At 61.3% G+C, this 21014-nt stretch carries 19 protein-coding genes and 2 pseudogenes; 17 read left to right on the top strand and 4 right to left on the bottom strand.

Annotation, left to right across the window (positions count from 1 at the left end; translation table 11 throughout):
• Positions 1–159: 159 nt before the first annotated feature.
• Complete coding sequence (locus ACWGS8_RS17765) at positions 160–663, bottom strand: type II toxin-antitoxin system HicB family antitoxin (protein ID WP_454582140.1); 504 nt, start codon at positions 661–663, stop codon at positions 160–162.
• A gap of 935 nt (positions 664–1598) precedes the next feature.
• Between ACWGS8_RS17765 and ACWGS8_RS17760 the strand changes: the two are divergent.
• The 17 genes and pseudogenes from ACWGS8_RS17760 to ACWGS8_RS17680 form a co-directional block, all read left to right on the top strand.
• A pseudogene (locus ACWGS8_RS17760) lies at positions 1599–1828 on the top strand (MucR family transcriptional regulator); the annotation flags it as partial.
• An 808-nt stretch (positions 1829–2636) separates the two neighbouring features.
• The gene (locus ACWGS8_RS17755; protein ID WP_454582139.1) at positions 2637–3605 is read left to right on the top strand and encodes an NUDIX hydrolase; all 969 of its coding nucleotides are present in this window, start codon (positions 2637–2639) and stop codon (positions 3603–3605) included.
• 64 nt (positions 3606–3669) lie between these two features.
• A complete protein-coding gene (nadA, locus tag ACWGS8_RS17750) occupies positions 3670–4644 on the top strand; it encodes a quinolinate synthase NadA (RefSeq protein ID WP_454582138.1) in 975 nt (324 codons plus the stop codon).
• A complete protein-coding gene (locus ACWGS8_RS17745; protein ID WP_454582137.1) occupies positions 4641–6182 on the top strand; it encodes an L-aspartate oxidase in 1542 nt (513 codons plus the stop codon). The genes nadA and ACWGS8_RS17745 overlap by 4 nt, the downstream gene beginning before the upstream one ends.
• A 1-nt stretch (position 6183) precedes the next feature.
• Positions 6184–7065 carry a carboxylating nicotinate-nucleotide diphosphorylase gene (gene nadC / locus ACWGS8_RS17740; RefSeq protein WP_454582136.1) on the top strand — a complete coding sequence of 294 codons (882 nt, stop codon included), beginning with the start codon at positions 6184–6186 and terminating at the stop codon, positions 7063–7065.
• Positions 7066–7075: 10 nt separating this feature from the next.
• Positions 7076–7423 (top strand): hypothetical protein, encoded by a 348-nt coding sequence (locus tag ACWGS8_RS17735; protein WP_454582135.1) that lies wholly within the window; start codon positions 7076–7078, stop codon positions 7421–7423.
• Positions 7424–7750: 327 nt separating this feature from the next.
• Entirely contained in the window at positions 7751–8203 is a 453-nt protein-coding gene (gene panD / locus ACWGS8_RS17730) for an aspartate 1-decarboxylase (RefSeq protein WP_454582134.1), read from the top strand.
• A 75-nt stretch (positions 8204–8278) separates the two neighbouring features.
• On the top strand, positions 8279–9277 hold the full coding sequence (gene bioB / locus ACWGS8_RS17725; protein WP_454582133.1) for a biotin synthase BioB: 999 nt from the start codon (positions 8279–8281) through the stop codon (positions 9275–9277).
• On the top strand, positions 9274–10416 hold the full coding sequence (locus tag ACWGS8_RS17720; RefSeq protein WP_454582132.1) for an 8-amino-7-oxononanoate synthase: 1143 nt from the start codon (positions 9274–9276) through the stop codon (positions 10414–10416). Before bioB ends, ACWGS8_RS17720 begins: the two co-directional genes overlap by 4 nt.
• Positions 10413–11051 carry a dethiobiotin synthase gene (gene bioD / locus ACWGS8_RS17715; RefSeq protein ID WP_454582131.1) on the top strand — a complete coding sequence of 213 codons (639 nt, stop codon included), beginning with the start codon at positions 10413–10415 and terminating at the stop codon, positions 11049–11051. Before ACWGS8_RS17720 ends, bioD begins: the two co-directional genes overlap by 4 nt.
• A complete protein-coding gene (locus ACWGS8_RS17710; RefSeq protein WP_454582130.1) occupies positions 11048–12310 on the top strand; it encodes an adenosylmethionine--8-amino-7-oxononanoate transaminase in 1263 nt (420 codons plus the stop codon). The genes bioD and ACWGS8_RS17710 overlap by 4 nt, the downstream gene beginning before the upstream one ends.
• Positions 12307–13290, top strand: coding sequence for a beta-ketoacyl-ACP synthase III (locus tag ACWGS8_RS17705; protein ID WP_454582129.1), 984 nt, complete (start codon positions 12307–12309; stop codon positions 13288–13290). The genes ACWGS8_RS17710 and ACWGS8_RS17705 overlap by 4 nt, the downstream gene beginning before the upstream one ends.
• Positions 13291–14166: 876 nt before the next feature.
• A complete protein-coding gene (locus ACWGS8_RS17700) occupies positions 14167–14583 on the top strand; it encodes a maltose acetyltransferase domain-containing protein (protein ID WP_454582128.1) in 417 nt (138 codons plus the stop codon).
• Between the two features lie 587 nt (positions 14584–15170).
• Positions 15171–15304 (top strand): annotated as a pseudogene (locus tag ACWGS8_RS17695) (CCE_0567 family metalloprotein); the annotation flags it as partial.
• Positions 15301–15588 (top strand): ferredoxin III, nif-specific, encoded by a 288-nt coding sequence (gene fdxB, locus ACWGS8_RS17690; RefSeq protein WP_454582127.1) that lies wholly within the window; start codon positions 15301–15303, stop codon positions 15586–15588. The pseudogene ACWGS8_RS17695 and the gene fdxB, both read left to right, overlap by 4 nt.
• Before the next feature lie 38 nt (positions 15589–15626).
• Complete coding sequence (locus tag ACWGS8_RS17685) at positions 15627–15881, top strand: exopolysaccharide production repressor protein (RefSeq protein ID WP_454582126.1); 255 nt, start codon at positions 15627–15629, stop codon at positions 15879–15881.
• A gap of 493 nt (positions 15882–16374) precedes the next feature.
• Positions 16375–17067, top strand: a complete 693-nt coding sequence (locus ACWGS8_RS17680) for a response regulator (RefSeq protein ID WP_454582125.1) — start codon at positions 16375–16377, stop codon at positions 17065–17067.
• 168 nt (positions 17068–17235) lie between these two features.
• Here the strand turns inward: ACWGS8_RS17680 and hemN are convergent, their stop codons facing one another.
• From hemN to ACWGS8_RS17665, 3 genes are all read right to left on the bottom strand, one after another.
• The gene (gene hemN, locus ACWGS8_RS17675) at positions 17236–18573 is read right to left on the bottom strand and encodes an oxygen-independent coproporphyrinogen III oxidase (protein ID WP_454582124.1); all 1338 of its coding nucleotides are present in this window, start codon (positions 18571–18573) and stop codon (positions 17236–17238) included.
• 184 nt (positions 18574–18757) lie between these two features.
• On the bottom strand, positions 18758–19798 hold the full coding sequence (locus ACWGS8_RS17670) for a nucleotidyl transferase AbiEii/AbiGii toxin family protein (protein WP_454582123.1): 1041 nt from the start codon (positions 19796–19798) through the stop codon (positions 18758–18760).
• Complete coding sequence (locus tag ACWGS8_RS17665) at positions 19791–20411, bottom strand: DUF6088 family protein (RefSeq protein WP_454582122.1); 621 nt, start codon at positions 20409–20411, stop codon at positions 19791–19793. Before ACWGS8_RS17665 ends, ACWGS8_RS17670 begins: the two co-directional genes overlap by 8 nt.
• Positions 20412–21014: the final 603 nt, after the last annotated feature.

Raw genomic sequence — 21014 nt, 5'->3', positions numbered from 1 at the left:
CACTTGCATCACGGGGGGCATCCACACATGCGCTTGGGTCCTTGCGACCGAAACGAGGTTGTTCACCGTTAACACCGCCGAATAGCATAGTATTGCGCATATGATTGGGGATCATCCCTGGAGTTGGAGATTTGACTAGGCGCAGAGAAAGCGGCCCGCCTATGGCGAGCGCTTTTTGGTCGGTGATTTTTTAGTTCGCAGCCCGCCCGTCTTGTGCACCTTCGAGTGGGACTTCGCCAAGCCCGCCCAAGAGCTGCCAGGGCCAGGGCGCCAGCTTAGCGCATTGGTGACAGCGAGCCCGAAAAAGCTGGAGCGACTCATACCGAATGCCGCCGCGCGCTTGTCGGCCTGGCCAATCAGCCTTGTGGGCAGGTAGACGTTCACCCTCTCCGACTGATCCGGCGGATCCACGCCTACAACGAAATAAGCCAGCAGATCGCAGCCCTTGGGAAGCACGATCCCGTCGATCGGCGTCGGCTCGGGCAGAGACTTGCCGTGCTCGAACAGCAGATCAACCGCTTTCGCCAGCGTGTTCTCCGCTTTCTCGATTGCTTCCTCTAGCGATCTGCCACCGGCGACGCTGCCGGGAAAATCGGGGAACCACGCGCCGAACGTTCCCTTAGGACCGCGCTCCAGGACCGCCGGATATAGTTGCTTTTTCATTTGGCCTCTTCATAGCTGCTATTTCACACACTCTACGTGTGTCGAATCACACACAATCCGGGCGGCCATTGGGCGACAAGTCGCTCACCGCGCTCTTCGTCAGCGTCGCTGGCGCAAAACCAGCAGCCGTACGCGCGAGGGTGCATCGGCAGGCGGTACGTGACTCGATCGATCAGCGCCTGATATCGATATGGCAGCACGCCCGATCGCACGCGGCGAAGCCCAGCCTGGACACAATTGCCTACGAACCCTTCTCGTCTCTTACGATCCGGCGAAGCGGCCGGCGCGGATCGTGATGCCGGCGAGGCCTTTGCCCTCCGAAGAGCGCCGACTCGAACAGGACGAGCGCATAGCCGCTCAGACCGGCTGCAGTCGATATGCTGATGGGTATGCCATGCAGTGGGACGTGCTCACTTTGCTGCAATCCTCTGGGCCTCGCATTCGCCGTTCCTGCCTCGATGACGTCCGATGTGTGTGACCAAGGGAAACGCAATTTAGGTCCCGTGTGCGGCTAGAGAATTACCGGCCCCAGAAGGTCGGCTGCGCAAGGTCGGCCGCCGGCAAGGGCGGCTATACGGCGGCGAACGCACGGTCGGCGAGCATAATAGATCAAATCTCCGTTTGCGCCGCAGCGTGTTTGCGGATGCTGCGCAAGTGCCGTGCCAAATCGAAAAATTATTGCTGAACAACATGATCCGCCTGCGTCGCATTGGTTCATCCCCGACATTGTCACACATCCGACAAGGTTACCGAGGTCAGCCATGCGCAGATGCGAACGTCGCGCCGATGAGGAGCCCGGACGCGAACGGAAAAGTGACGGCGAGGCGCTGGTGGCCTCGACATGCTTTGGACATGCGGGTTGCGTTTGCTAGCACTGGATCGGCCTCGGCCTCGGCAGGGAAGCTAACGCCTGCACGCGCCCGACGGATTTAGGTTCGCTGAAGCGGCATCTCGTTACCCCTATCGTCTGACGCCCGACGAATACCGCGCCAGGTGGGGCCTGCCGGCAGACTATCCGATGGTAGCCCCTGATTATGCCGCGGCGCGCTCGGCTTTAGCCAAGACCATGGGCCTGGGTAGAAAGCCTAACCAGGGCGAACAGGCTGCCCCTGCAAGAGGGCCCGCAAAAAACGGCGCGGCCCTGAGCGTTGTCCTGGCGCGCTGACCGCCCTTCGCTCCAAACGGTCCGGTTTAGACGTTTGCCGGCATGCAGCAAGTGCGCAAGGCTTCTGTCGATTGCTGGTCCGGGGCGATTTCGTCCTCGGCGGTCGGTAAAGGATCGCCGTTGGTCGGCTGTTGGGCAATCTCCAAGAGGCAATCAGCTTACTTTGCTGAGATTGTTCGGCTGAGGATTTCCCGGTGCGGCGGTCCTGCTCGATTCGTAATTGACCTTCGTCAGGGAGAGCTGAAAGACCCGCACGCTCCGCAGTCCAGTCGCCATGCATTTTTCCTTTATGACAATTGCAGCGTGAATTGGGTTGCGGCCAAACCGGTTAAAATTGAGTTTGGCACAAGCGTGAACTCGCCAGGCCCTGAATCGACCAAGGAAGCCGCGATACCGACTCTGATGTAAAAGCTCGGGCACAACCGCTTCGTCCGCGGTCCGTTCGCTGCATTGGCCCATGCCCGGGCTCGCCAGTCACAGGGTCGTGGGGGTTCCGCCACGGGCGGACCCTAATTGGATAGGGCCGCCAAGCTTCGCTGCGACGCGCAGATCGAGAATGCCACTATCATTGCACTCGGTCTCGATGCCGGACCCGTTCATAGTGGCTGCTGCATCTTAGGGGTCGGCAACATGGCCTTGCCCTTCCTTGGCGTTACCCTCCGCGGGTGTCGCGTTTGGGCCAGTTTTTTGCCACTGCGAAGAACAAAAGTGATCCCGTACAGGTATGCGGTTAGCACGCGCCCCGGTATAGTCCAAGCCCATTTAATCGGTTTAGCTCCGCCGCAGACCGCATCTTACGTTTTGGAACATGCACGACAAGGCAACACGAACCAAAAAGAGCAGCGCCTCCCGGAAGGGTGGCGATATCAATGTGGATTTGATCGCGGTTGTCGCGGCCGTGACCGACCGCGACCCGTGTGTGCTCAGCATTGGGCAGCAGGATGCGCTTCCCTCCGGTCCATTCGAGCTCATTCACCGTTCGCTGCAGGCGGGTCTGAGGGGCTGGGTCGAACAACAAACAGGTCACCCGCTGGGCTACATCGAGCAGCTCTATACTTTCGCCGACCGCGACCGGATCAGCGCCGGGCGCGAGCAGCGCAACATCTCCATCAGCTATCTCGCATTGACCCGGCAGGAAGCTCTTGCCGTGCCGCGCAAGTCCCACTGGAAAAGCTGGTATGCGTATTTTCCCTGGGAAGACCATCGATCCGGCGCCCCGGAGGCGCTGAATGTCTTACGGCCGCGCCTGATGGCTTGGGCGAAGGGCGCCAGCGATGCAGCGGCGCAGCGCGAACGCCGCCAGCGCGCCGCCATCGCCTTTGCCTTCGATGATCGTCCCTGGAACGAAGACCTCACGCTGCAGCGCTATGAGCTGCTTTTCGAGGCAGGCCTGGTCGAAGAGGCTGGTAGCGGGCCGAAAACGACTCTCCCGGCGCCAGTGTCAGGCAACGCGATGCTCGGCGACCATCGCCGGATCCTTGCGACAGGCATCGCTCGGCTGCGCTCCAAGATCAAATACCGGCCCGTCGTGTTCGAACTCATGCCGCCGGTTTTCACGCTGCTGCAACTGCAACGGACCGTGGAAGCCCTGGCAGGCAGGCTCATCAACAAGCCGAACTTCCGCAGGCTGGTCGAGCAGCAAGAGCTGGTCGAAGAAACTGGCGAAAGTGCCCTCGATACGGGCGGGCGACCGGCGAAGCTCTATCGCTTCCGCCGCGACGTCCTCGACAACAGTGCTGTCGTTTCGGGGACAAAATTGCCGCTCTCACGCGCTTGACAATGTTATAGTCAACGTAGATATAAACCGCTTATTGTCACTCAGAATATAAGCGGAGGCGCGGATGACTGGCGCGTTACCTACGGCCGCGTCCCTCTACGAGCGCGTCCGGCGGGTGATCCCGCCAGTCGAATGGCCGGCCTTTGCCGATGACATCGATGCCATCCTGGCGCTGAAGCGCGAGCGCAACGCCGTCATCCTCGCGCACAACTACCAGACCCCCGAAATCTTCCATTGCGTGGCCGATATCGTCGGCGACAGCCTGGCGCTCGCCCGCAAGGCAATGAAGGTCGAGGCTGATACCATCGTGCTCGCCGGCGTGCATTTCATGGCGGAGACCGCAAAGCTTCTAAATCCCGACAAGACCGTGCTCATTCCGGATCTTGCCGCCGGGTGCTCGCTGGCCGACTCGATTACGGCCGGGGACGTGCGGCTGCTGCGCGAGCGCTATCCCGGCGTTCCGGTGATCACCTACGTCAACACCTCCGCCGCCGTAAAGGCAGAGTCGGACATCTGCTGTACCTCTGGCAATGCGCTCGCAGTGGTGAAGTCGCTCGGCGCGCCACGCGTCATCATGCTGCCCGACGAATATCTGGCAAGGAACATCGCGGCGCAAACCAAGGTCGAGATCATCGCCTGGAAGGGACGCTGCGAAGTACACGAGCGCTTCACGGCGGCCGACATTCGCGAACTGCGCGACGCGCACCCGGGTATCACCGTGCTCGCCCATCCCGAATGTCCGCCGGAGGTCGTCGCCGTAGCCGACTTCGCCGGCTCGACAGCGGCGATGTCCGACTATGTCGGACAGCATAAGCCGGCACGCGTGGTGCTGATGACGGAATGCTCGATGAGCGACAACGTCGCGGTCGAGCATCCAGACGTGGAATTCGTGCGCCCATGCAATCTCTGCCCACACATGAAGCGCATCACGCTCGCCAATATCCGTACCGCGCTCAAGGAGAACCGTCACATCGTGACGATAGATCTGCACGTCGCAGAGCGGGCCCGCTGGGCCGTCAAGCGCATGCTCTTCGTATGACGCCTGTTATCCATGACATTCGCGGAGCGCCGGTCATTGTCGGCGCGGGCATCGCAGGCCTCCTGACGGCGCTGCACCTGGCGCCGCAGCCGGTCATCCTTCTCTCCGGGACCCCGCTGGGCACGGATGCCTCGAGCACGCTTGCCCAGGGCGGGCTCGCAGCAAGCCTCGGCGAGGACGACAGTCCCGAGCTGCATCTCGCCGATACGCTTGCCGCCGGCGATGGGCTTTGCGACGAAGCGATGGTCAGGCGGGTGGTCGAGGCCCTACCCTCAGCCATCGACCATCTCATTCGCCTGGGTGCTCCCTTCGACCGCGCCTTGGACGGGAAGCTGCGGCTCGGCCTGGAGGCGGCGCATTCGCGCTGCCGGATCGTGCACGCCGCCGGCGACGCCACCGGCCGCGAGCTCTTCCGCGTGCTGCTCGCCGTGGCGCGGCGGACACGCTCGATCACCATCATGGAAGGTATGACGGCCCATCGTCTGGTGGTTGCGGAGGGCAGCATCGTCGGCATGCTGGGTGTGCTGCACAATAGCGTGTTCGCGTTGCCCACGCGCCGTGTGGTGCTCGCGACCGGCGGTATCGGCGGTCTTTTCAGCGACACCACGAACCCGCTCGCTTCGTTCGGGCACGGCCTGGCACTTGCCGCCTGCGCCGGCGCGGAGCTCGCCGATCTCGAATTCGTCCAGTTCCACCCGACCGCGCTTCACACGCCGCGCCGGCCAATGCCGCTTATAAGCGAAGCAGTCCGTGGCGAGGGCGCGGTACTGGTGGACGAATACGGTCAACGCTTTCTTGCCGCCACACCCCGCGCTGAACTCGCATCGCGCGACGTGGTCGCGCGGGCGATCGCCAATCAGCTCGCAGCCGGGCATCGTGTCCATCTCGACGCCCGGCAATGCCTCGGGCAAAAATTCGCAAAACGCTTCCCGGCGATCGATGCGGCTTGCAAGCAGGCCGGCATCGATCCTGCCGTGGAACCGATCCCGGTGCGTCCCGCGGCTCACTATCACATGGGCGGCGTGGCCGTGGATGCTGAAGGCCGTAGCTCCGTCTCTGGCCTGTGGGCGTGCGGCGAGGTAGCATGCACCGGACTGCATGGCGCCAACCGGCTCGCCAGCAATTCGCTGGCCGAAGCGGTGGTAACGTCTGCCTGGGTGGCGGCAAGCGTCGCCGGCACCTGCGCGGGCTGGCAGTGGTCCAGGCTCCCCGCAATCCTTCCACAGCGACCCGACCCTTCACCGATACGCCAAGTCGTCTCCAATGCGCTCGGCATCTTTCGCAAGGGCAAAGTGCTGCGCGAGGCGATCTCTACCCTTCTGCCGATCGCGGTTGGCGAAACGACGGCGGTCGACCCGGCGCTGGTGGCGCTGTTGATCGCGATCGCGGCATTTCGGCGCGAGGAAAGCCGCGGCTCGCATTACCGGTCCGATTTCCCCGGGCGCGATGCTGCCGCCCTGCCCTCGCGACTGACGCTCTGCACAGCCTTCGAGAATGCCGTCGCGCTCAACTGGCAGAGATCCGAACGGAGCTGTTGATATGACTTCCCTTGCACCGCTTCCCCAGATCATCATGGAACCCATTGTGCGCAATGCCCTGCTGGAAGATCTGGGCAGAGCCGGCGACATCACGAGCGATGCGATCATCCCCGCCGATTGCAAGGCGACGTTTGCGTTAAACGCCCGGCAGGGCGGCGTTGTTGCGGGGCTCGATCTGGTGATGTTTGCCTTCCTCCTGGTGGATCCCGGGATCAGCATACAGTTGCGGTGTCCTGAAGGCGGCAAGATTCCGGCGGGAGGCACCATCGCCATCATACACGGGCCGGCGCGGAGCCTGCTGACAGCCGAGCGGACGGCGCTCAACTTCTTGTGCAAGTTGAGCGGCATCGCCACGGCCACAGCCGCACTCGTAAACGCGGTGCGCGGCCATAACGCAAAGATCGTGTGCACGCGAAAGACGACCCCGGGCCTGCGTGCGCTGGAGAAATATGCTGTGCGCGCTGGCGGCGGCGCCAATCACCGCTTCGCGCTCGATGACGCCGTGCTCATCAAGGACAACCACATTGCCCTTGCCGGCGACATCCGGACCGCGATCGAGCGCGCGCGCGGCACGGTTGGCCACATGGTCAAGATCGAGGTCGAGGTCGACACGCTGGACCAGTTGGAGATGGCACTACAAGTCGGAGTGGACGCCGTGCTCCTCGACAACATGTCGGTCGAGGACCTTTCCCAGGCTGTGGCAATGGTCGGCGGCCGGGCGATCACTGAAGCCTCGGGTCGGATAACGCGCTCGAACGTCGCGGCCATCGCGGCAACCGGCATCGACCTCATCTCGGTCGGCTGGCTCACCCACAGCGCTCCGATCCTCGACATCGGCCTCGACATGCCGTCCGACCGAAACTGCAACAGGCATCTTAACTGAGGGAGAGGACATGAACCGGGATCGCAGGAACTGCTTTGGCCGCGGATCAACCTGCGCCAGCCCGTCCGGAGTTCCACCGTCGGCCGAGGTAAGCCTGCTTGCTACCGGGCGAAACGCTTCAACGGCCGAAGCGCGAGTGACAGACCAGCAAGTAACAAAAGGCCGCGTCGAAGCCCTTGGCCTCATCATCTGCCGACTCGACGAGCTACGCCAGTTGGCGGCCTCTCACGGGCTGGAGCTGCTTGGATATCTGCTGGACGTCGCCTTCACCGAATCCTGCGACTCGATCAGAAGGGTGCGTTCCGCCGCCGAAGACCAAACAACGGATGGAGCGGTTCATGCTGAAGATATCGGCTGAGCGAACGATGGCGCAGCCTGAGCTTTCGTTAGAAACGCGGGAAACTGCCTCTCCTTTCCGGCACCGGTCTCGGATCCTCAACGAGTGGTGGCGGATCAGCAGTCCGCGACAACACTGGCCAGCCAGTCGATGATTCACGAGGACACGAAGCAACGAACCCAATTTGACCGCGGGGGCCTTCATCGATGAGATCCCAAGAGGTGATCCGTGCCCAAGAACCTGGTCTACGGCGCCCAAACAGTGCACCGCACAACCCATGGGCAGGCGCCGACACGAATAGGGACCGCAAGGCGGGTAGGTTTAGAAAGTTGTCTGGAGAACAAAGGAATGCGTAAGATCGTCGCCGGCAAGCTCCACGGCATATACGTCACGGAGGCCAATCTCGACTACCATGGCTCAATCACGCTAGACCCGGATCATTGCGAGGCAGCAGGCATTCTGCCCATGGAATTCGTCGAGATCTGGAACAAGAATTCGGGCGAACGGATCTCGACCTATGTAATCCTCGGCGAGCGCGGATCGCGCTGCTGCATCCTCAACGGGGCCGCGGCGCGCACCTGCCAGCCTGCCGATCAAGTCATCATCTGCAACTCGGTCTATATCCATGACATAGAGTTGACTGCACTGAAGCCGCGCGTGCTGACCTTTGACAGAGACAATCGCATCGTTGATCGGCTGACCTATTCGGTGGGTCACAATGGCGACGGAGGCTACAGCTTTTCCATCCTCGACGAGGCCAGCAATGCCCTACCCGTGCCAGCGCTGGTGGGCAGATCATGACGGACCGGGCCGGCTGAGGCCCCAAGACTGTTCCGCGGAACAGGGTTTGCGAAACTTTTTGACTATGGAGGTGGAATGAACAGCGAATCATACCCCAACGCTGCCGCAAACTCGTTCGACGGAATGTCCCCCCAATGGACCCGCGAGGCGGCCGAGGCTATCCACGACCTGCCGTTCAACGATCTGCTGTTCCAGGCGCAGACGATCCATCGCCAGAATTTCGATCGAAACCAGGTGCAGTTGTCGCGCCTGCTTTCGATCAAAACCGGCGGCTGCCCCGAAGATTGCGGCTATTGCAGCCAATCCGCGCACCACGAATCGGGCCTCGACGCCTCGAAACTCATGGAGGTTCAACGCGTCATCGCCGAGGCCAGGAAGGCGCGGGACGCAGGCGCCACGCGCTACTGCATGGGAGCTGCCTGGCGCAGCCCAAAAGCACGCGACATGGACGCCGTGGTCGCCATGGTCGAGGGCGTGAAGGGTCTCGGCATGGAAACCTGCATGACGCTCGGCATGCTCGACCTCGATCAGGCGCACAGGCTCAAGCAGGGCGGCCTCGACTATTACAACCACAATATTGACACCTCCGAGCGCTACTATAAACGGATCATCTCGACTCGGACCTTTGCCGACCGACTGGACACGCTCGCCAATGTCCGGGAGGCCGGTATCAATATCTGCTGCGGCGGCATTGTCGGCATGGGCGAAGAGAAGGCCGACCGCATCGATATGCTGGTCACGCTCGCCAACCTGCCGGAACCGCCCGAGAGCGTGCCGATCAACATGCTGATCCCGATCGCCGGCACGCCGCTGGCACAGAGCAATCCGATCGAGCCGATTGAATTCGTGCGGATCATCGCACTCGCCCGCATCCTCATGCCAAAATCCGATGTGCGCCTGTCGGCCGGTCGCACAGCGATGAGCGACGAGATGCAGGCGCTGTGCTTCTTCGCCGGCGCCAATTCGATCTTCGTCGGTGACACGTTGCTGACTGCCGAGAACCCGGGCCAGGACAAGGACAGCGCTTTATTCCGCCGGCTCGGCATCAAGTCGATGGAGCCGGAAGCCAAGTGAGCGGGCGAGCCTTGCTCGACCGCTACGAGGCGACTTTGAGCGGGCTGGGCCGCAAGGACCGGTTGCGCACATTGAGCGCCCGCTCGGGGCTCGACTTCGCCTCCAACGACTATCTCGGCCTGGCGGGCTCGAAGCGTATGGTGCAGGCGATCACGGCGGCACTCGCAGCAGGCACGCCTGTGGGTGCGACCGGCTCGCGGCTACTGCGCGGCAACGATCCGGAACACGAGGCGCTCGAAGCCAAGGCAGCTGATTTCTTCGGCGCCGAGCGCGCGCTGTTTTTCGGCGGCGGCTATGTCGCCAATTTCGCTGTGCTCACGACCTTGCCCCAGAAAGGCGATCTGATCGTGCTGGACAAACTCATCCATGCCAGCGCACAAGAGGGCGCGCGAGCCGGCCGGGCCGAAGTGATGGAAGCCGCGCACAACGATGCGGGTGCCATCGACGACGCCATTGTCGCCTGGCGAGCCATGGGTGGGACTGGCCGCCCCTGGATCGTGGTCGAAAGCCTCTACAGCATGGACGGCGACCGGGCTCCGCTCGGCGAACTCATCGCGATCGCGGACCGTCACGAAGCGTTCCTGTTCGCCGACGAGGCGCATGCTACCGGCGTCTACGGCCCGACCGGGCGCGGTCTCGCGCACGAACTCGAAGGCCGCGACAATGTCGTGGTGCTGCACACCTGCGGCAAGGCGCTCGGCGCATCCGGCGCACTGGTCACCGCGCCGGCAGTGCTTTGCGACTACCTCGTCAACCGCTGCCGCCCCTTCATCTACGCCACCGCCCCCTCGCCGCTGATGGCAGTGGCGGCGGCAACAGCCCTCGACATCGTTGCCGATGAGCCGCAGCGCCGTGAGCGGCTGGCGAGCCTCGTCGCGCTTGCCGGCAAGAGGGCCGAGGCGCTTGGGTTGCCGGCGGCCGGTTCGCAGATCCTGCCGATCATCGTCGGCGACAATGAAGGCGCCATGGCGTTGGCGCATAAGTTGCGGGCGCGCGGTTTCGACGTGCGCGGCATCCGCCCGCCCACCGTGCCCGAGGGGACGGCGAGGCTCAGGATCTCGCTGACGCTGAATGTCGGCGAGGCCGACATTTCGGCGCTGTTTGATGCGCTTGCCGCGGAATGGGAGCGCACCCATTGACGGTCCAGATCGTTGTCGCCGGCACCGATACCCGCATAGGCAAGACTGTGTTCGCGGCGGGGCTGACCGGCCTGCTTGACGGCATCTACTGGAAGCCGGTGCAGTCGGGAACCTGCGAAGAAACCGACAGCGAAGTCGTCTCCCTGCTCGCCGATCTGCCAGCAGCTCGTGTGCTGCCAGAAAGCTGGCGCCTCAGGGAGCCGCTATCACCTCACCGCGCCGCAGAGTTGGACGGGGTGGAAATCGATGCATGCGCGCTTGTCCTGCCGACGACTGATCGGCCGCTCGTGGTCGAAGGCGCAGGCGGGCTGATGGTGCCGCTCAACAGGCGCGCGCTCTACATCGATGTCTTCGCGCGGTGGAACGCGCCAGTGGTGCTCTGCGCCCGCACTACCCTTGGCACCATCAATCACACGCTGCTCTCGATTGAGGCTCTGCGCGCCCGCTCCATACCATTGCTTGGCGTGGCGTTCATCGGCGACAGGATGGTCGACACGCAAAAAACGATCGCGGAAATGGGCAAGGTTCGCGTGCTTGGCCGTCTGCCGCGCCTGGAATCCCTGACGCCCGGAACGCTCGCTGCCGCCATGCGCGCGTCATTCAATGCCTGCGACTTCATGAGGATCCGGCCATGAGCTCCGCTGTGTGGCATCCCTTCACCCAACATGCCGTCGAGCCGGCCATGCCGTCGATCGCGCGGACCGGGGGCGCTTATCTTGAAACGGCCGACGGAAGGCTCATCCTCGATGCGATCTCGTCCTGGTGGGTCGTCACCCACGGCCATCGTCACCCGAAGATCATGGCCGCGATTCGGAACGCGACCGAGTCACTAGACCAAGTGATCTTCGCCGGTCTCAGCCACGAGCCGGCCGAGCAATTGGCCTCGGCACTGGTCAACATGGCGCCTGCAGGCCTCGACTGGGTCTTCTTCTCCGACAGCGGCTCGACCAGCGTCGAGGTGGCCCTCAAAATGGCGCTCGGCTTTCACCGCAACAACGGCGCGCCGCGCTCGCGCATCGTCGTTATGGAACACAGCTATCACGGCGATACGATCGGCACGATGAGCGTCGGCGCGCGCGGCGTCTTCAATGCCCCATACGAGCCCCTGCTGTTCGCGGTCGACAGCATCCCCTTCCCCGCCGCCGGACACGAACAGGAAACGCTCGACGCTTTCGAACGACTGGCGCGCGACTGCAAAGTTGCAGCATTGATCGTCGAGCCGCTGGTGCTCGGTGCCGGCGGCATGCGAATGTATCCCGCATGGGTTCTTACCGAACTCAAGCGCATTGCCGAGCGATCTGAAACGCTTTTCATCGCCGATGAAGTCATGACCGGCTGGGGCCGCACCGGTACCACGTTCGCCTGCGAACACGCAGCCATCACGCCCGACATATTGTGCACTTCGAAGGGTCTGACAGGCGGCTCGTTGCCGCTTGCGGCGACGCTGGCCACCGATGCGATCTTCCGCGCGCATTATTCCAGGGATCGATCCAAGACATTTTTCCATTCTAGTTCCTTCACGGCGAATCCTATTGCCTGCGCGGCAGCACTCGCCAATATTGCCATCTGGAAGGAGGACCCCGTGGCGGAGCGTGTGGCCACTCTGTCGGGGATGCAGACCGACAAGATCGCGCCGTTCAACGGGGACCCGCGCTTTGAGAACGTGCGCACGACCGGCACCATCGCCGCGCTCGACCTCAACGTCCGCAATGTAGGCTACCTCGCCGACGTCGGCCCAAAGCTGCGCGGCTTCTTCCTCGCGCGCGGGTTGCTGGTCAGACCACTCGGCAATGTCATCTATGTGCTGCCGCCTTATTGTGTGACTGCGGGCCAACTCGACCAGCTCTACGCGGCAGTAGATGAGGCAGCCGAGCTTGCGAGCGACAGCCTATGAACCGCACGGCCCGCATTATAGGCCTTGGCCATCATGTGCCGGCGCGCAAGGTGGGGAATGCCGAGATCGAGGCAGGCCTGGGGCTGGAAGACGGGTGGATCGAGGGGCGGACCGGCATCCGGTCACGCTTCTGGGCAGAACCCGACGACACACTCTCTGGCCTAGCGGCACAAGCAGGCGAGATGGCGCTTGAGGCCGCCGGCATCGATCGCAAGGACATCGGTCTGCTTTTGCTGGCCACTTCGACGCCGGATCACCTCCTGCCGCCCAGCGCGCCATTGGTGGCGTACAGGCTCGGCCTCGAAAATGCCGGAGCGGTCGACCTTGCCGGCGCCTGCGCGGGGTTCATCTATGCGCTGACCTTCGCCGACGGCTTCGTGCGCCTGCACAACAAGCCGGCCATCGTCATCGCCGCCAACATCTTGAGCCGTCGGATCAATCCGGCCGAGAGGGCCAGCGCCGTGCTGTTCGCCGATGCCGCTGGCGCCGTGGTGCTGGCCCCTTCAAACGATCCCGGCCACGGTATCCTCGGCTGCTCGATTGCCTCGGAGGGGTCCGCTTATGGCCTGATCCACATGCCCGCGGGCGGCAGCAATCGTCCGTTTTCTGGTGAAACTGATATCGCCGAAACGCGCATGACCATCGCGAGCGGCCGCGAGGTCTTCGTCAAGGCGGTCGCGATGATGAGCCGCTGCTCCAGGCAGGCGCTGCTGGCAGCTGGCCTCTCGGCGCCAGACATCGACCGCTTTGTGCCTCACCAGGCAAACGCCCGCATCTTCAATGCTGTTGGCAAGTCGCTCGGAATCGAGGATGAGCGCATCGTCAAGACCATCGCCGACTATGGCAACTCGTCAGCGGCAACCATCCCGCTGTCGCTCTCAATCGCGCACAGCGCCGCTCCGATCCAGCCGGGCAAGAAATTACTGCTGACGGCGGCCGGTGCCGGCCTTGCCGGTGGGGCATTGGTGGTCGGCGTTTAGCCCAGCCCGAGCACTGATGGGCGGTTGACGATCATGGATCTTCCTGGCGACGCAGCGCCATGATCGCTTGTAGGTGACCATGACTGATCGATGAACGGTGGGCCGTCGCAGATTTACGTCTTGCAGGTGGCTGGTTCCGACCTTCAAAGCTGGTGACATCCTGAGCACCGGCGCGTGGACACTCCGCTTCGCGTGATTGAGATCTTTGGAACGGTCTGGAGCTTGGCCGGGTACCGGGATGTGTCGGGCACTGGTTCGGCTGTCGTGGCTCGCGAAAGCATATGGAATTCACGGATCAGGTCCAACTCAATCTCGCCATCGGTCAGGCCGGTTTCATTGCCGGTTGAACCCCTCCCCCGAGCTCACGCGAACTGGGTCTTGGCCTCGGGCCACCCGTCAGGAGCGTTTCCAAATCGACGGCGGTGTAATTCAGCACCAGACAGGCAGCTTCATCGCCGCGTCGTCGGCGGAGAGTCGCTGCGTCCCCGCAGCGGTGAGGCACCGGCGATGATCAAGCGTCGAGTGCGACGAGGAGATTGAGATCCAGGGCCTTTGGGAGCATGCCCCTTAGCCATCCATCCCGTTGATCGCCGCCACTAAAGCAATCGATTTTACAACTGGGGGAATGCTGCGCTAGCAAAAGCAGTTTCAATGATGAGGTTCCCGTGAGTATATGGATGGTTGTCGATAGCCGCCTCCCGAAAAGTGAATGGCGAGCATCACCCGAGGCACACATGGCCAACTGGGACGTCCTGCCCATTCCATCGCGAATGCACTTCCGGTCGGATGCGCGACTAGCGCATGCTGCGACCATATAGATGACACCCTGTCTATTGAGCGCGTTTCAAATGAGCCCTGCGCACCGAGAACGAAAAGATGCTTTCTGGAGAGCCTTACAATGTTCTCGACCCCTTTCTGATCTCAGAGAGATACAGGGTGAGAGCTTTGTGTCAGAAGATAAACTTGACAGCGATTCGGACAACTATCTTCGTCGGACACTTTGCAAGCAAATTTTCGGTAAAGGCGGCAACACTGTTCGATACAGCCCCCTTTTTCTGCTATTACGGTTCCAACATAGGGTTTGGCATGCAAGTATTCCTCAATTTTAACTCCATAATCCTCGACGCTTGTCCAGTTCGCATAGGCGACTACATGCTTTTGGGGCCGGGCATCCAAATTCTGACGCCGATGCATCCACTAGATGCAGCCTTCGACGGAAAGAGCTGTACGGGAAGCCGGTTGAGATTGGGTCAGATGTATGGGTGGGAGGCGGGATCGGATCAGGCACTGTGATCGGTGCAGGCAGTATCGTAAACACGTGATGTTCCAGCCGGAGTGTTTGCAGCCGATAACCCTTGTCGCGTGGTCCGAGAAATCTCCGCAGACTCGACAAGTTAGGAACTAAATTTGGTTACAACCGCAACTCTTCAAACAATAAACCTTACGAAATGTCCGGTGTGCCGCTACAAGCACGTGACTTGAACCGGTGGCGGCATTGAAAGGTGGGCTAGCGGTATTTCTCACCACGACTTTCTCTGCGACCACACAACATGCACAAATGAGATCGACAGCAAATTCTCTCCCGCGACAGCGGTCACCTATCCTATGAAGGATCTGAAATCATAGGCTATACAAGACTTGCTGAGAACTGCTCGTTAGAGCATCTTCCACCAAAAGGCGTTGATCCATTCGCCTCAAAGCTCCTTTCCTAGGCGCTCCCCTTACCGCGATTCCTTTGAGATTCGTCAGCTTCTCGAAAGCTAGCCCTCTTAGAGCATGGGGCTCAAGGCGGGGCGCTGGCCTATTACAGCCGTGGATCTGAGCACAACCGATGCGAACTCAGACCGAAGTTGCGGCTATTTTTCGGCGTCCCTGATGAAGACTTGCACGACCTTGCCGAGGACCTCCCGGTCGGCTGGCGCAGGATAAAGACCGTCGCGGAGAAAACGTTCGACGTTTTGCCGAGTTGGACGCTGCAAGGAGAGAACTCGCAGCCTGGGAGAATTCACGATGATCAGCCCCTTCGTTACGCGCGACGGCTCTAGATGGATGCCAGACTATCTGACCTTTATCGATGGCAAGACCTGCATCGGCTGCGGCCGCTGCTTCAAGGTCTGCTCGCGCGAGGTCATGCATCTTTACGGCGTCGAGGACGCGGGTGAAATCCTCAGCGTTTGCGATGACGAGGACGACTTCGAGAGCGAGCTCAATCGCATGATCATGGTCGTCGACCAAGCCGGCCGCTGCATCGGCTGCGGAGCCTGCACTCGCGTTTGTCCGAAGAACGCCGCAGCTTGATCTGCCTGACAAACAGGAGAACGTCGGTGCCCCTCAGAATGTTTTGCCACATCATGGCGGTGGTCCTGTCCATCAATGCTGAAGCTGTCTATCTCGCCTCGCAATCCGTCGGATCGGCAGTCGTCAAGACGCTCACTTGTGCGCTCTTTCTCCAGGCCGGCTATTTCGCAAGCGTGCTCTTTCTCATCCGGCGATCTGCCCGTCCTGGCAGCACTGCACCACAGGCCAAGCATTTGGACGGCGGCAAGGAAGTTCGGCGCCAGTTGGCGCCCTGCCGTGAGGAGGAGGAATGAACCTTCGGATATCGCCGCGTCGGGGTGCGGGTTGCTTCGTTTCTACGACGGATCAGAAGCTAGGAATTAAGACGGTTCTCTTTGGAACACGACCTTTGGAAGCATTCGTGCATAACAGTTTTAGCTCAATCGCACCCAGTTGGAGAGAACACGGTGGCAAAGTTCTTTGGCCCGCCCCCCACGGGGGGTCGAGCGGCTCCTGCCAAGTCCAAGGTACGCTCCGGCCGACGCGGCCTGCGCTTCGTCGACTTGGCCGCCAGCATGGCGGCCCGCGGCTGCAACCTGGAGCGGGTCAGAGTCTACGCGCAGGCCAAGCCGGCATAAGGTTGCGAATGCCTGCAATCCACCGATCGGGTGGCCTGAGCCCCCGCAACGCTGGACAAGGCCCGGCAAAGGTGCACCGACAGCGCACACCTGCCGTACAAAGAATGCTCCCCCCGTCAACGGCACCCAGCAACGCTGCCCGTGCCAAGACCTCCGGATAGGACACGAAATGCGAACGCTACTCGTGGATCACCATGCAAAGCTCACCCAGGTGATGCAACGAGCGCTCTTGGATCGCGGTTTCACCGTTGATGTGATGCCTACTGTCGCTGACGCGTCGCTTGCATTCGGTGTTGCACGCTATGAAATTCTCCTGATCGAGTTAGCCTTGCCGGATGGAGATGGGTTGGATTGGCTGAGGCAGTTGAGGCGCCAGGGGCATTCGGTTCCTGCTATCATAATGAGCAGCCTCGATGATCCCGAGACGCGAATCTCGATTTTCAACGGGGGCGCGGACGACTTCTTGCGTAAACCGGTCTTGACCGATGAGCTCATTGCACGAATACGGGCCGTTCTGCGGCGGTCGACGCAGGTGGCCGATCCCATTGTCACGTTTGGCAATCTCACATTCGATCCGATTGGCCGCCAGGTTTCCGTTGCTGGTCAGCCGCTAAAGATCCCGCGCCGCGAACTAAGCATTCTTGAGCATCTGCTCAACCGCGCGGGTCGCACGTGTCCGCGCGAGCACCTAGTGGACAGCCTCTATGCCTTCGACGACGAAGTCTCGAGCAATGCGCTTGAAGTCGGAATCTATCGCTTGCGCGGGATTTTGGGCCAAGCCGGTGCGACGATAACGATCAAGACGGCGCGGGGGATCGGTTATGTCATTGAAGTGAACGACGTGCGCCAGACGGGTAGCTAGTCGAATCTGGCGGTCGATTGCCTTCGCCGCTGCTGATCTGGTTAGCACTCCTCGATAGGAAAATAAGGGCGTTAAGCTCTTTCGCCCGAAACCGCTCGATGACTCACACAAGCCCAGCACCCTCACAACGGTTCATCGGTTAGCGATGAGCGTCCTTGTGGATCCGCTCTAATAACAGGTTGGGCGATCTCGATAAGTGTCGAATGCGGCAGCAACAGCTCGAGTCACAAAGCGGTGCTCCTGCCTGACGCGGATGCACCCCTTTTCGATGTCGACTATCCCATCCTTGGCGAGGATGGCCAGGCGTTCAGCTGAATTGATAAGACGGATTGGGTCAAACCCGTAGGCGGCGCAAATTGCCGGCACATCGGCCTCCAAATCGCACATCAGCCGCTCGATGATTGCGGCTCGGACGCGATCTTCGTTGGTGAGCCGGCAGCCCTTTGCCGTCGCCAGACTGCCAGCTCTGATGTTGCGGCTATAGGTACGGGTTGCAACATCGTTCTGAACATAACCATCTCCGAGACGGCCAATGGCGGACGCACCGAAGCCGATCACGGTGTCGGGGGTGTCGGCTGAGTAACCGAGCGAGTTACGCCGCAAGCGGCCGGTTTGCTGCACCAGGGTGAGTTGGTCGTTCGGCAAGGCGAAATGGTCAAGTCCGATTTGGCGGTAGCCGGCTGCAACCAACGTCTCTGCCACGGCCGAGGCTTGTTCGGCGCGGGCAGCGATGTCCGGCAGCGCGGCCTCATCGACGAGGCGTTGGTTTTTCTTGAAGATCGGGACATGAGCGTAGCCGAACACCGCAAGCCGGTCGGGGCGCATGGCGGCCGCCGCGGCTGCGGTTTGCACACAGGACTGCACGGTCTGATTGGGGAGACCATAGATAAGGTCGAAATTAACGCGACCTATTCCGTGCTGGCGCAGGTTTTCTATCGCCGCTGTCGTCTGCGCTTCACTCTGGGTTCGATTAATCGCCTTTTGAACAACGGGATCGAAGCTCTGCACGCCGAGGCTCGCGCGGGTCACGCCGGCTGCCCCTAAGGCTTCCGCCATCTCGGCCGTGAATGCGCGCGGGTCGATCTCGACGGCGATCGTAGCCATTTTCCTGAACGCGAAACGGTGGCGCAGGAGTTCCATCAGGGCCAGAAACCCCGCAGGTCCGATCAGAGTCGGCGTGCCGCCGCCGAAGTGCACGTCGCTTACCGGTAGGGCCTGTGGCGCTTGCTCCGCGACCAAACGGATCTCTTCGCGCATAACCGTCAGATAATCGAGGATCGGCGCATCCCGGCGAGTGGCTGCGGTGGGGAAGCCGCAATACCAGCACAGTGATCGGCAGAACGGGATATGGAGATAAAGCGACACGGGCTCTTCGGCCGGCAGACCCCTCAGCCATTCCTCACAAGCCTTGGCGCCGACCGCTACGGAGAACTGCGAAGCAGCCGGATAGATCGTGTACCACGGCGGGCCAGCCTCGGCATATTTTGCTAGAATTGAGCTCTGCAACGGTCGCTGTTCCTTACTCAGATCAGCATTATCATGGCCGCTGCGGTCTCCAATGTCTTTGCGCTATGTCAATCGGTTTGGTTCAGCCGGAATCTGAAATCGATCTCGGAGCCCGCGTGGCTGTCCTCTTCACAGGCCGCAACCGCCGTTTACTGCCTTGTCCCCTGGAGCGCGCTCCAATGGTTCACCACCTATTGATGGTTTCCTGAAATTTCTCAATCCTGGAAAGAATGTCGTTGAACGATGGCGGGGTGTCATCGAACATCATCGGCGCCATTGCCCGATAATCCGCTCTGAGATCGTTGATCCGCGCCTCGCTTGGCATCAGCCGCAAAGTGCCTGGGCGCGCCTTATCGTAATTGGCCCAGCTCGAGCGAAAGAACGTCGCCTTGTGCTTTGCCACGGTTGCCAGCAGCTCGAGATCAGCGAGGGCGGCCTTTCCCTCGACGGAGTCGAGCATCATGGCGAGGTCGTAGTAGTGGCGCGAGAAATATTGCGGGGTTGCCGATTCTGCCGGACGATGGGTTTCGGCGTGTAAGGCGGTGGCCTTTTCCCAAAAGGTGCGCCGTGCTGACAGGACCATGACGGTCGTATCCGAGTCTTCGAAGAAATCGGGAAAATCCTCGGCCGCGTAGGGGCGAATGACCCTCCCCTCGGCGGGCCAAGGATCGCCGCGAGCGCCGAGCTCGAGCCTGACGCGAGGCGTGATGTACGCCATGCCTTGATATTCAGCCGTCGTAAGCGCGACCGGGTAGTGGAAGTTTACCGTTTGTGCGTCGGCTTCGTCGATCACTAGGGACCATTCGTCGTGCTGCGGTTCGCCGAGCTCTCGGACGATCGCGGCACGAAGACTGGGAAGCAGCGTGTCGGCGATATGCTTCTCTACATCTACAACCAGGTCATTGATGAGTTGACCCGACTTTTTTCGGCTGATGCCGTCCTTTTCTGGATCGCGATCGCCCGTATAGCCGAGGTCAGCCCGGTCGAAGGACAAATCGATGTCCTCGGAGAAACGGCGGATAATGCCAAAGGCCTTGGATAGGGACGTTCCGCCTTTGAAGACCAGGCTGGCTACGGCGTCCTCCGGAAGATCGAACAATCGTTTCAAGGTCCAGCAGACCCAGAAGTCCTTCTCGATGATCGTGTTGGCGACGCCGCGCGCGGCACCGGTTTCGCCAAAGAGTGCGGCCCGATCACTTTTCGGAAGGAGAGCAACCTTATCCATTCGACGCCGTGTTGCCGATCGAGATCAGCGTTGGACGCATCCAGGCGGGAGCCTGAACCGCGTTGGTCGCAAGTAGTCTCTTGTCACCCGCCGACAACCGACGCGCGGCGAGCTGGGCCACGTCGGCGGCCCGCACCGGCCCGACATGGCGAAGAGCTTGAACAACGGTCCCGGCAGGACTGCCCGGTGCGATCAGATGCTTGGGCGAAGCGTGACGCAGATCGACCATGCGCTTGCCCAGCAAGACCCGGCGCGGTGGCCCGTCCGTCAGATAAAGGCTCTTTGCGGGAACCTGCGTCGAGAGGCCGAGCGCATTGGCTGCGTGCGCGCCGGCGATCTGCGCTTTTGAACCGGTCTCCCGCGCGAGCGCCCGCGCGACGTCGTCGGGAGCCGGGGAAAGCTGACCCAGCTTCGGATGCACCCTCGGATAGTCATAGAGGCCACGCGCAAGACGGCGCAGCTTTCCACTCTTGACCAAGCGGGAGAGGGCCTGATCGACAGCAGCACGCCCCGCCACGTCGAGGAAGTCGCTGGGCGTGAAAACACCCCCACGCCCGCCGGCGCGGGCGCGGCGCATGATCCGATGTGCAACTGATGTCATGTTCGTATTCATTGTCGGAAAATAATCTATCTTTTTCTGACATTCAAGAGGCGTGCAAGTGGGCCTACCGCCGCAAACCGAGGAATCAACTTGTCCCTGTAGAGCGTCTCATTGTGAGCGCGACAGATTGCCCATGCGACTTTTCGAAGCACAAATGGAGAACACGCGGGAGGGAAGAGGTCAGCCTTCTGGCGGGTTCAAAGGATTTCCAACCGTTGGATGCTCTCGATCGCCAAATCGAAATTCGGGAAGGGATCCGACGATCATGGCGCCATAGTCTCGGTGCAAAGCGTCAATCAATCCGTCATGTGGCAGCGTTGCGGTCGAATTTCATTGCACGGGAATTTCCCGCGTCAGGAGCCCTCAATCGAGATCAGGTATCTCGACACGCAAATTCTTATTTTTTTTCACACTTGGGCATCCACCATCAACCAAGTCGCTAAACGCGGCAAAGACACCTGCTACTGCCGGTTGGACGAGCCGAGCCGGTTCAATCCTCAAGCACATTGGACCGGCTCCGCGCTCCAGACGACAGTTGACGTGGGCTCAGTCAGAGGCGTACCGGCATTCTGGAGGCTTAATAGGACTTATTGGCGAAAACTCTGCGGCGGTCCT

The sequence above is a fragment of the Mesorhizobium sp. 43Arga genome (genome assembly GCF_053714255.1).
Note: the sequence above shows the minus strand (reverse complement) of the source record. Positions and strands in the feature narration are given on the sequence as shown.

Bases quoted from the DNA above. Each gene is read 5' to 3' on its own strand.
- ACWGS8_RS17765 (WP_454582140.1), bottom strand. From the start codon at position 663: ATGAAAAAGCAACTATATCCGGCGGTCCTGGAGCGCGGTCCTAAGGGA.
- ACWGS8_RS17755 (WP_454582139.1), top strand. From the start codon at position 2,637: ATGCACGACAAGGCAACACGAACCAAAAAGAGCAGCGCCTCCCGGAAG.
- nadA (WP_454582138.1), top strand. From the start codon at position 3,670: ATGACTGGCGCGTTACCTACGGCCGCGTCCCTCTACGAGCGCGTCCGG.
- ACWGS8_RS17745 (WP_454582137.1), top strand. From the start codon at position 4,641: ATGACGCCTGTTATCCATGACATTCGCGGAGCGCCGGTCATTGTCGGC.
- nadC (WP_454582136.1), top strand. From the start codon at position 6,184: ATGACTTCCCTTGCACCGCTTCCCCAGATCATCATGGAACCCATTGTG.
- ACWGS8_RS17735 (WP_454582135.1), top strand. From the start codon at position 7,076: ATGAACCGGGATCGCAGGAACTGCTTTGGCCGCGGATCAACCTGCGCC.
- panD (WP_454582134.1), top strand. From the start codon at position 7,751: ATGCGTAAGATCGTCGCCGGCAAGCTCCACGGCATATACGTCACGGAG.
- bioB (WP_454582133.1), top strand. From the start codon at position 8,279: ATGAACAGCGAATCATACCCCAACGCTGCCGCAAACTCGTTCGACGGA.
- ACWGS8_RS17710 (WP_454582130.1), top strand. From the start codon at position 11,048: ATGAGCTCCGCTGTGTGGCATCCCTTCACCCAACATGCCGTCGAGCCG.
- ACWGS8_RS17705 (WP_454582129.1), top strand. From the start codon at position 12,307: ATGAACCGCACGGCCCGCATTATAGGCCTTGGCCATCATGTGCCGGCG.
- ACWGS8_RS17700 (WP_454582128.1), top strand. From the start codon at position 14,167: ATGCTTTCTGGAGAGCCTTACAATGTTCTCGACCCCTTTCTGATCTCA.
- fdxB (WP_454582127.1), top strand. From the start codon at position 15,301: ATGATCAGCCCCTTCGTTACGCGCGACGGCTCTAGATGGATGCCAGAC.
- ACWGS8_RS17685 (WP_454582126.1), top strand. From the start codon at position 15,627: ATGTTTTGCCACATCATGGCGGTGGTCCTGTCCATCAATGCTGAAGCT.
- ACWGS8_RS17680 (WP_454582125.1), top strand. From the start codon at position 16,375: ATGCGAACGCTACTCGTGGATCACCATGCAAAGCTCACCCAGGTGATG.
- ACWGS8_RS17670 (WP_454582123.1), bottom strand. From the start codon at position 19,798: ATGGATAAGGTTGCTCTCCTTCCGAAAAGTGATCGGGCCGCACTCTTT.
- ACWGS8_RS17665 (WP_454582122.1), bottom strand. From the start codon at position 20,411: ATGAATACGAACATGACATCAGTTGCACATCGGATCATGCGCCGCGCC.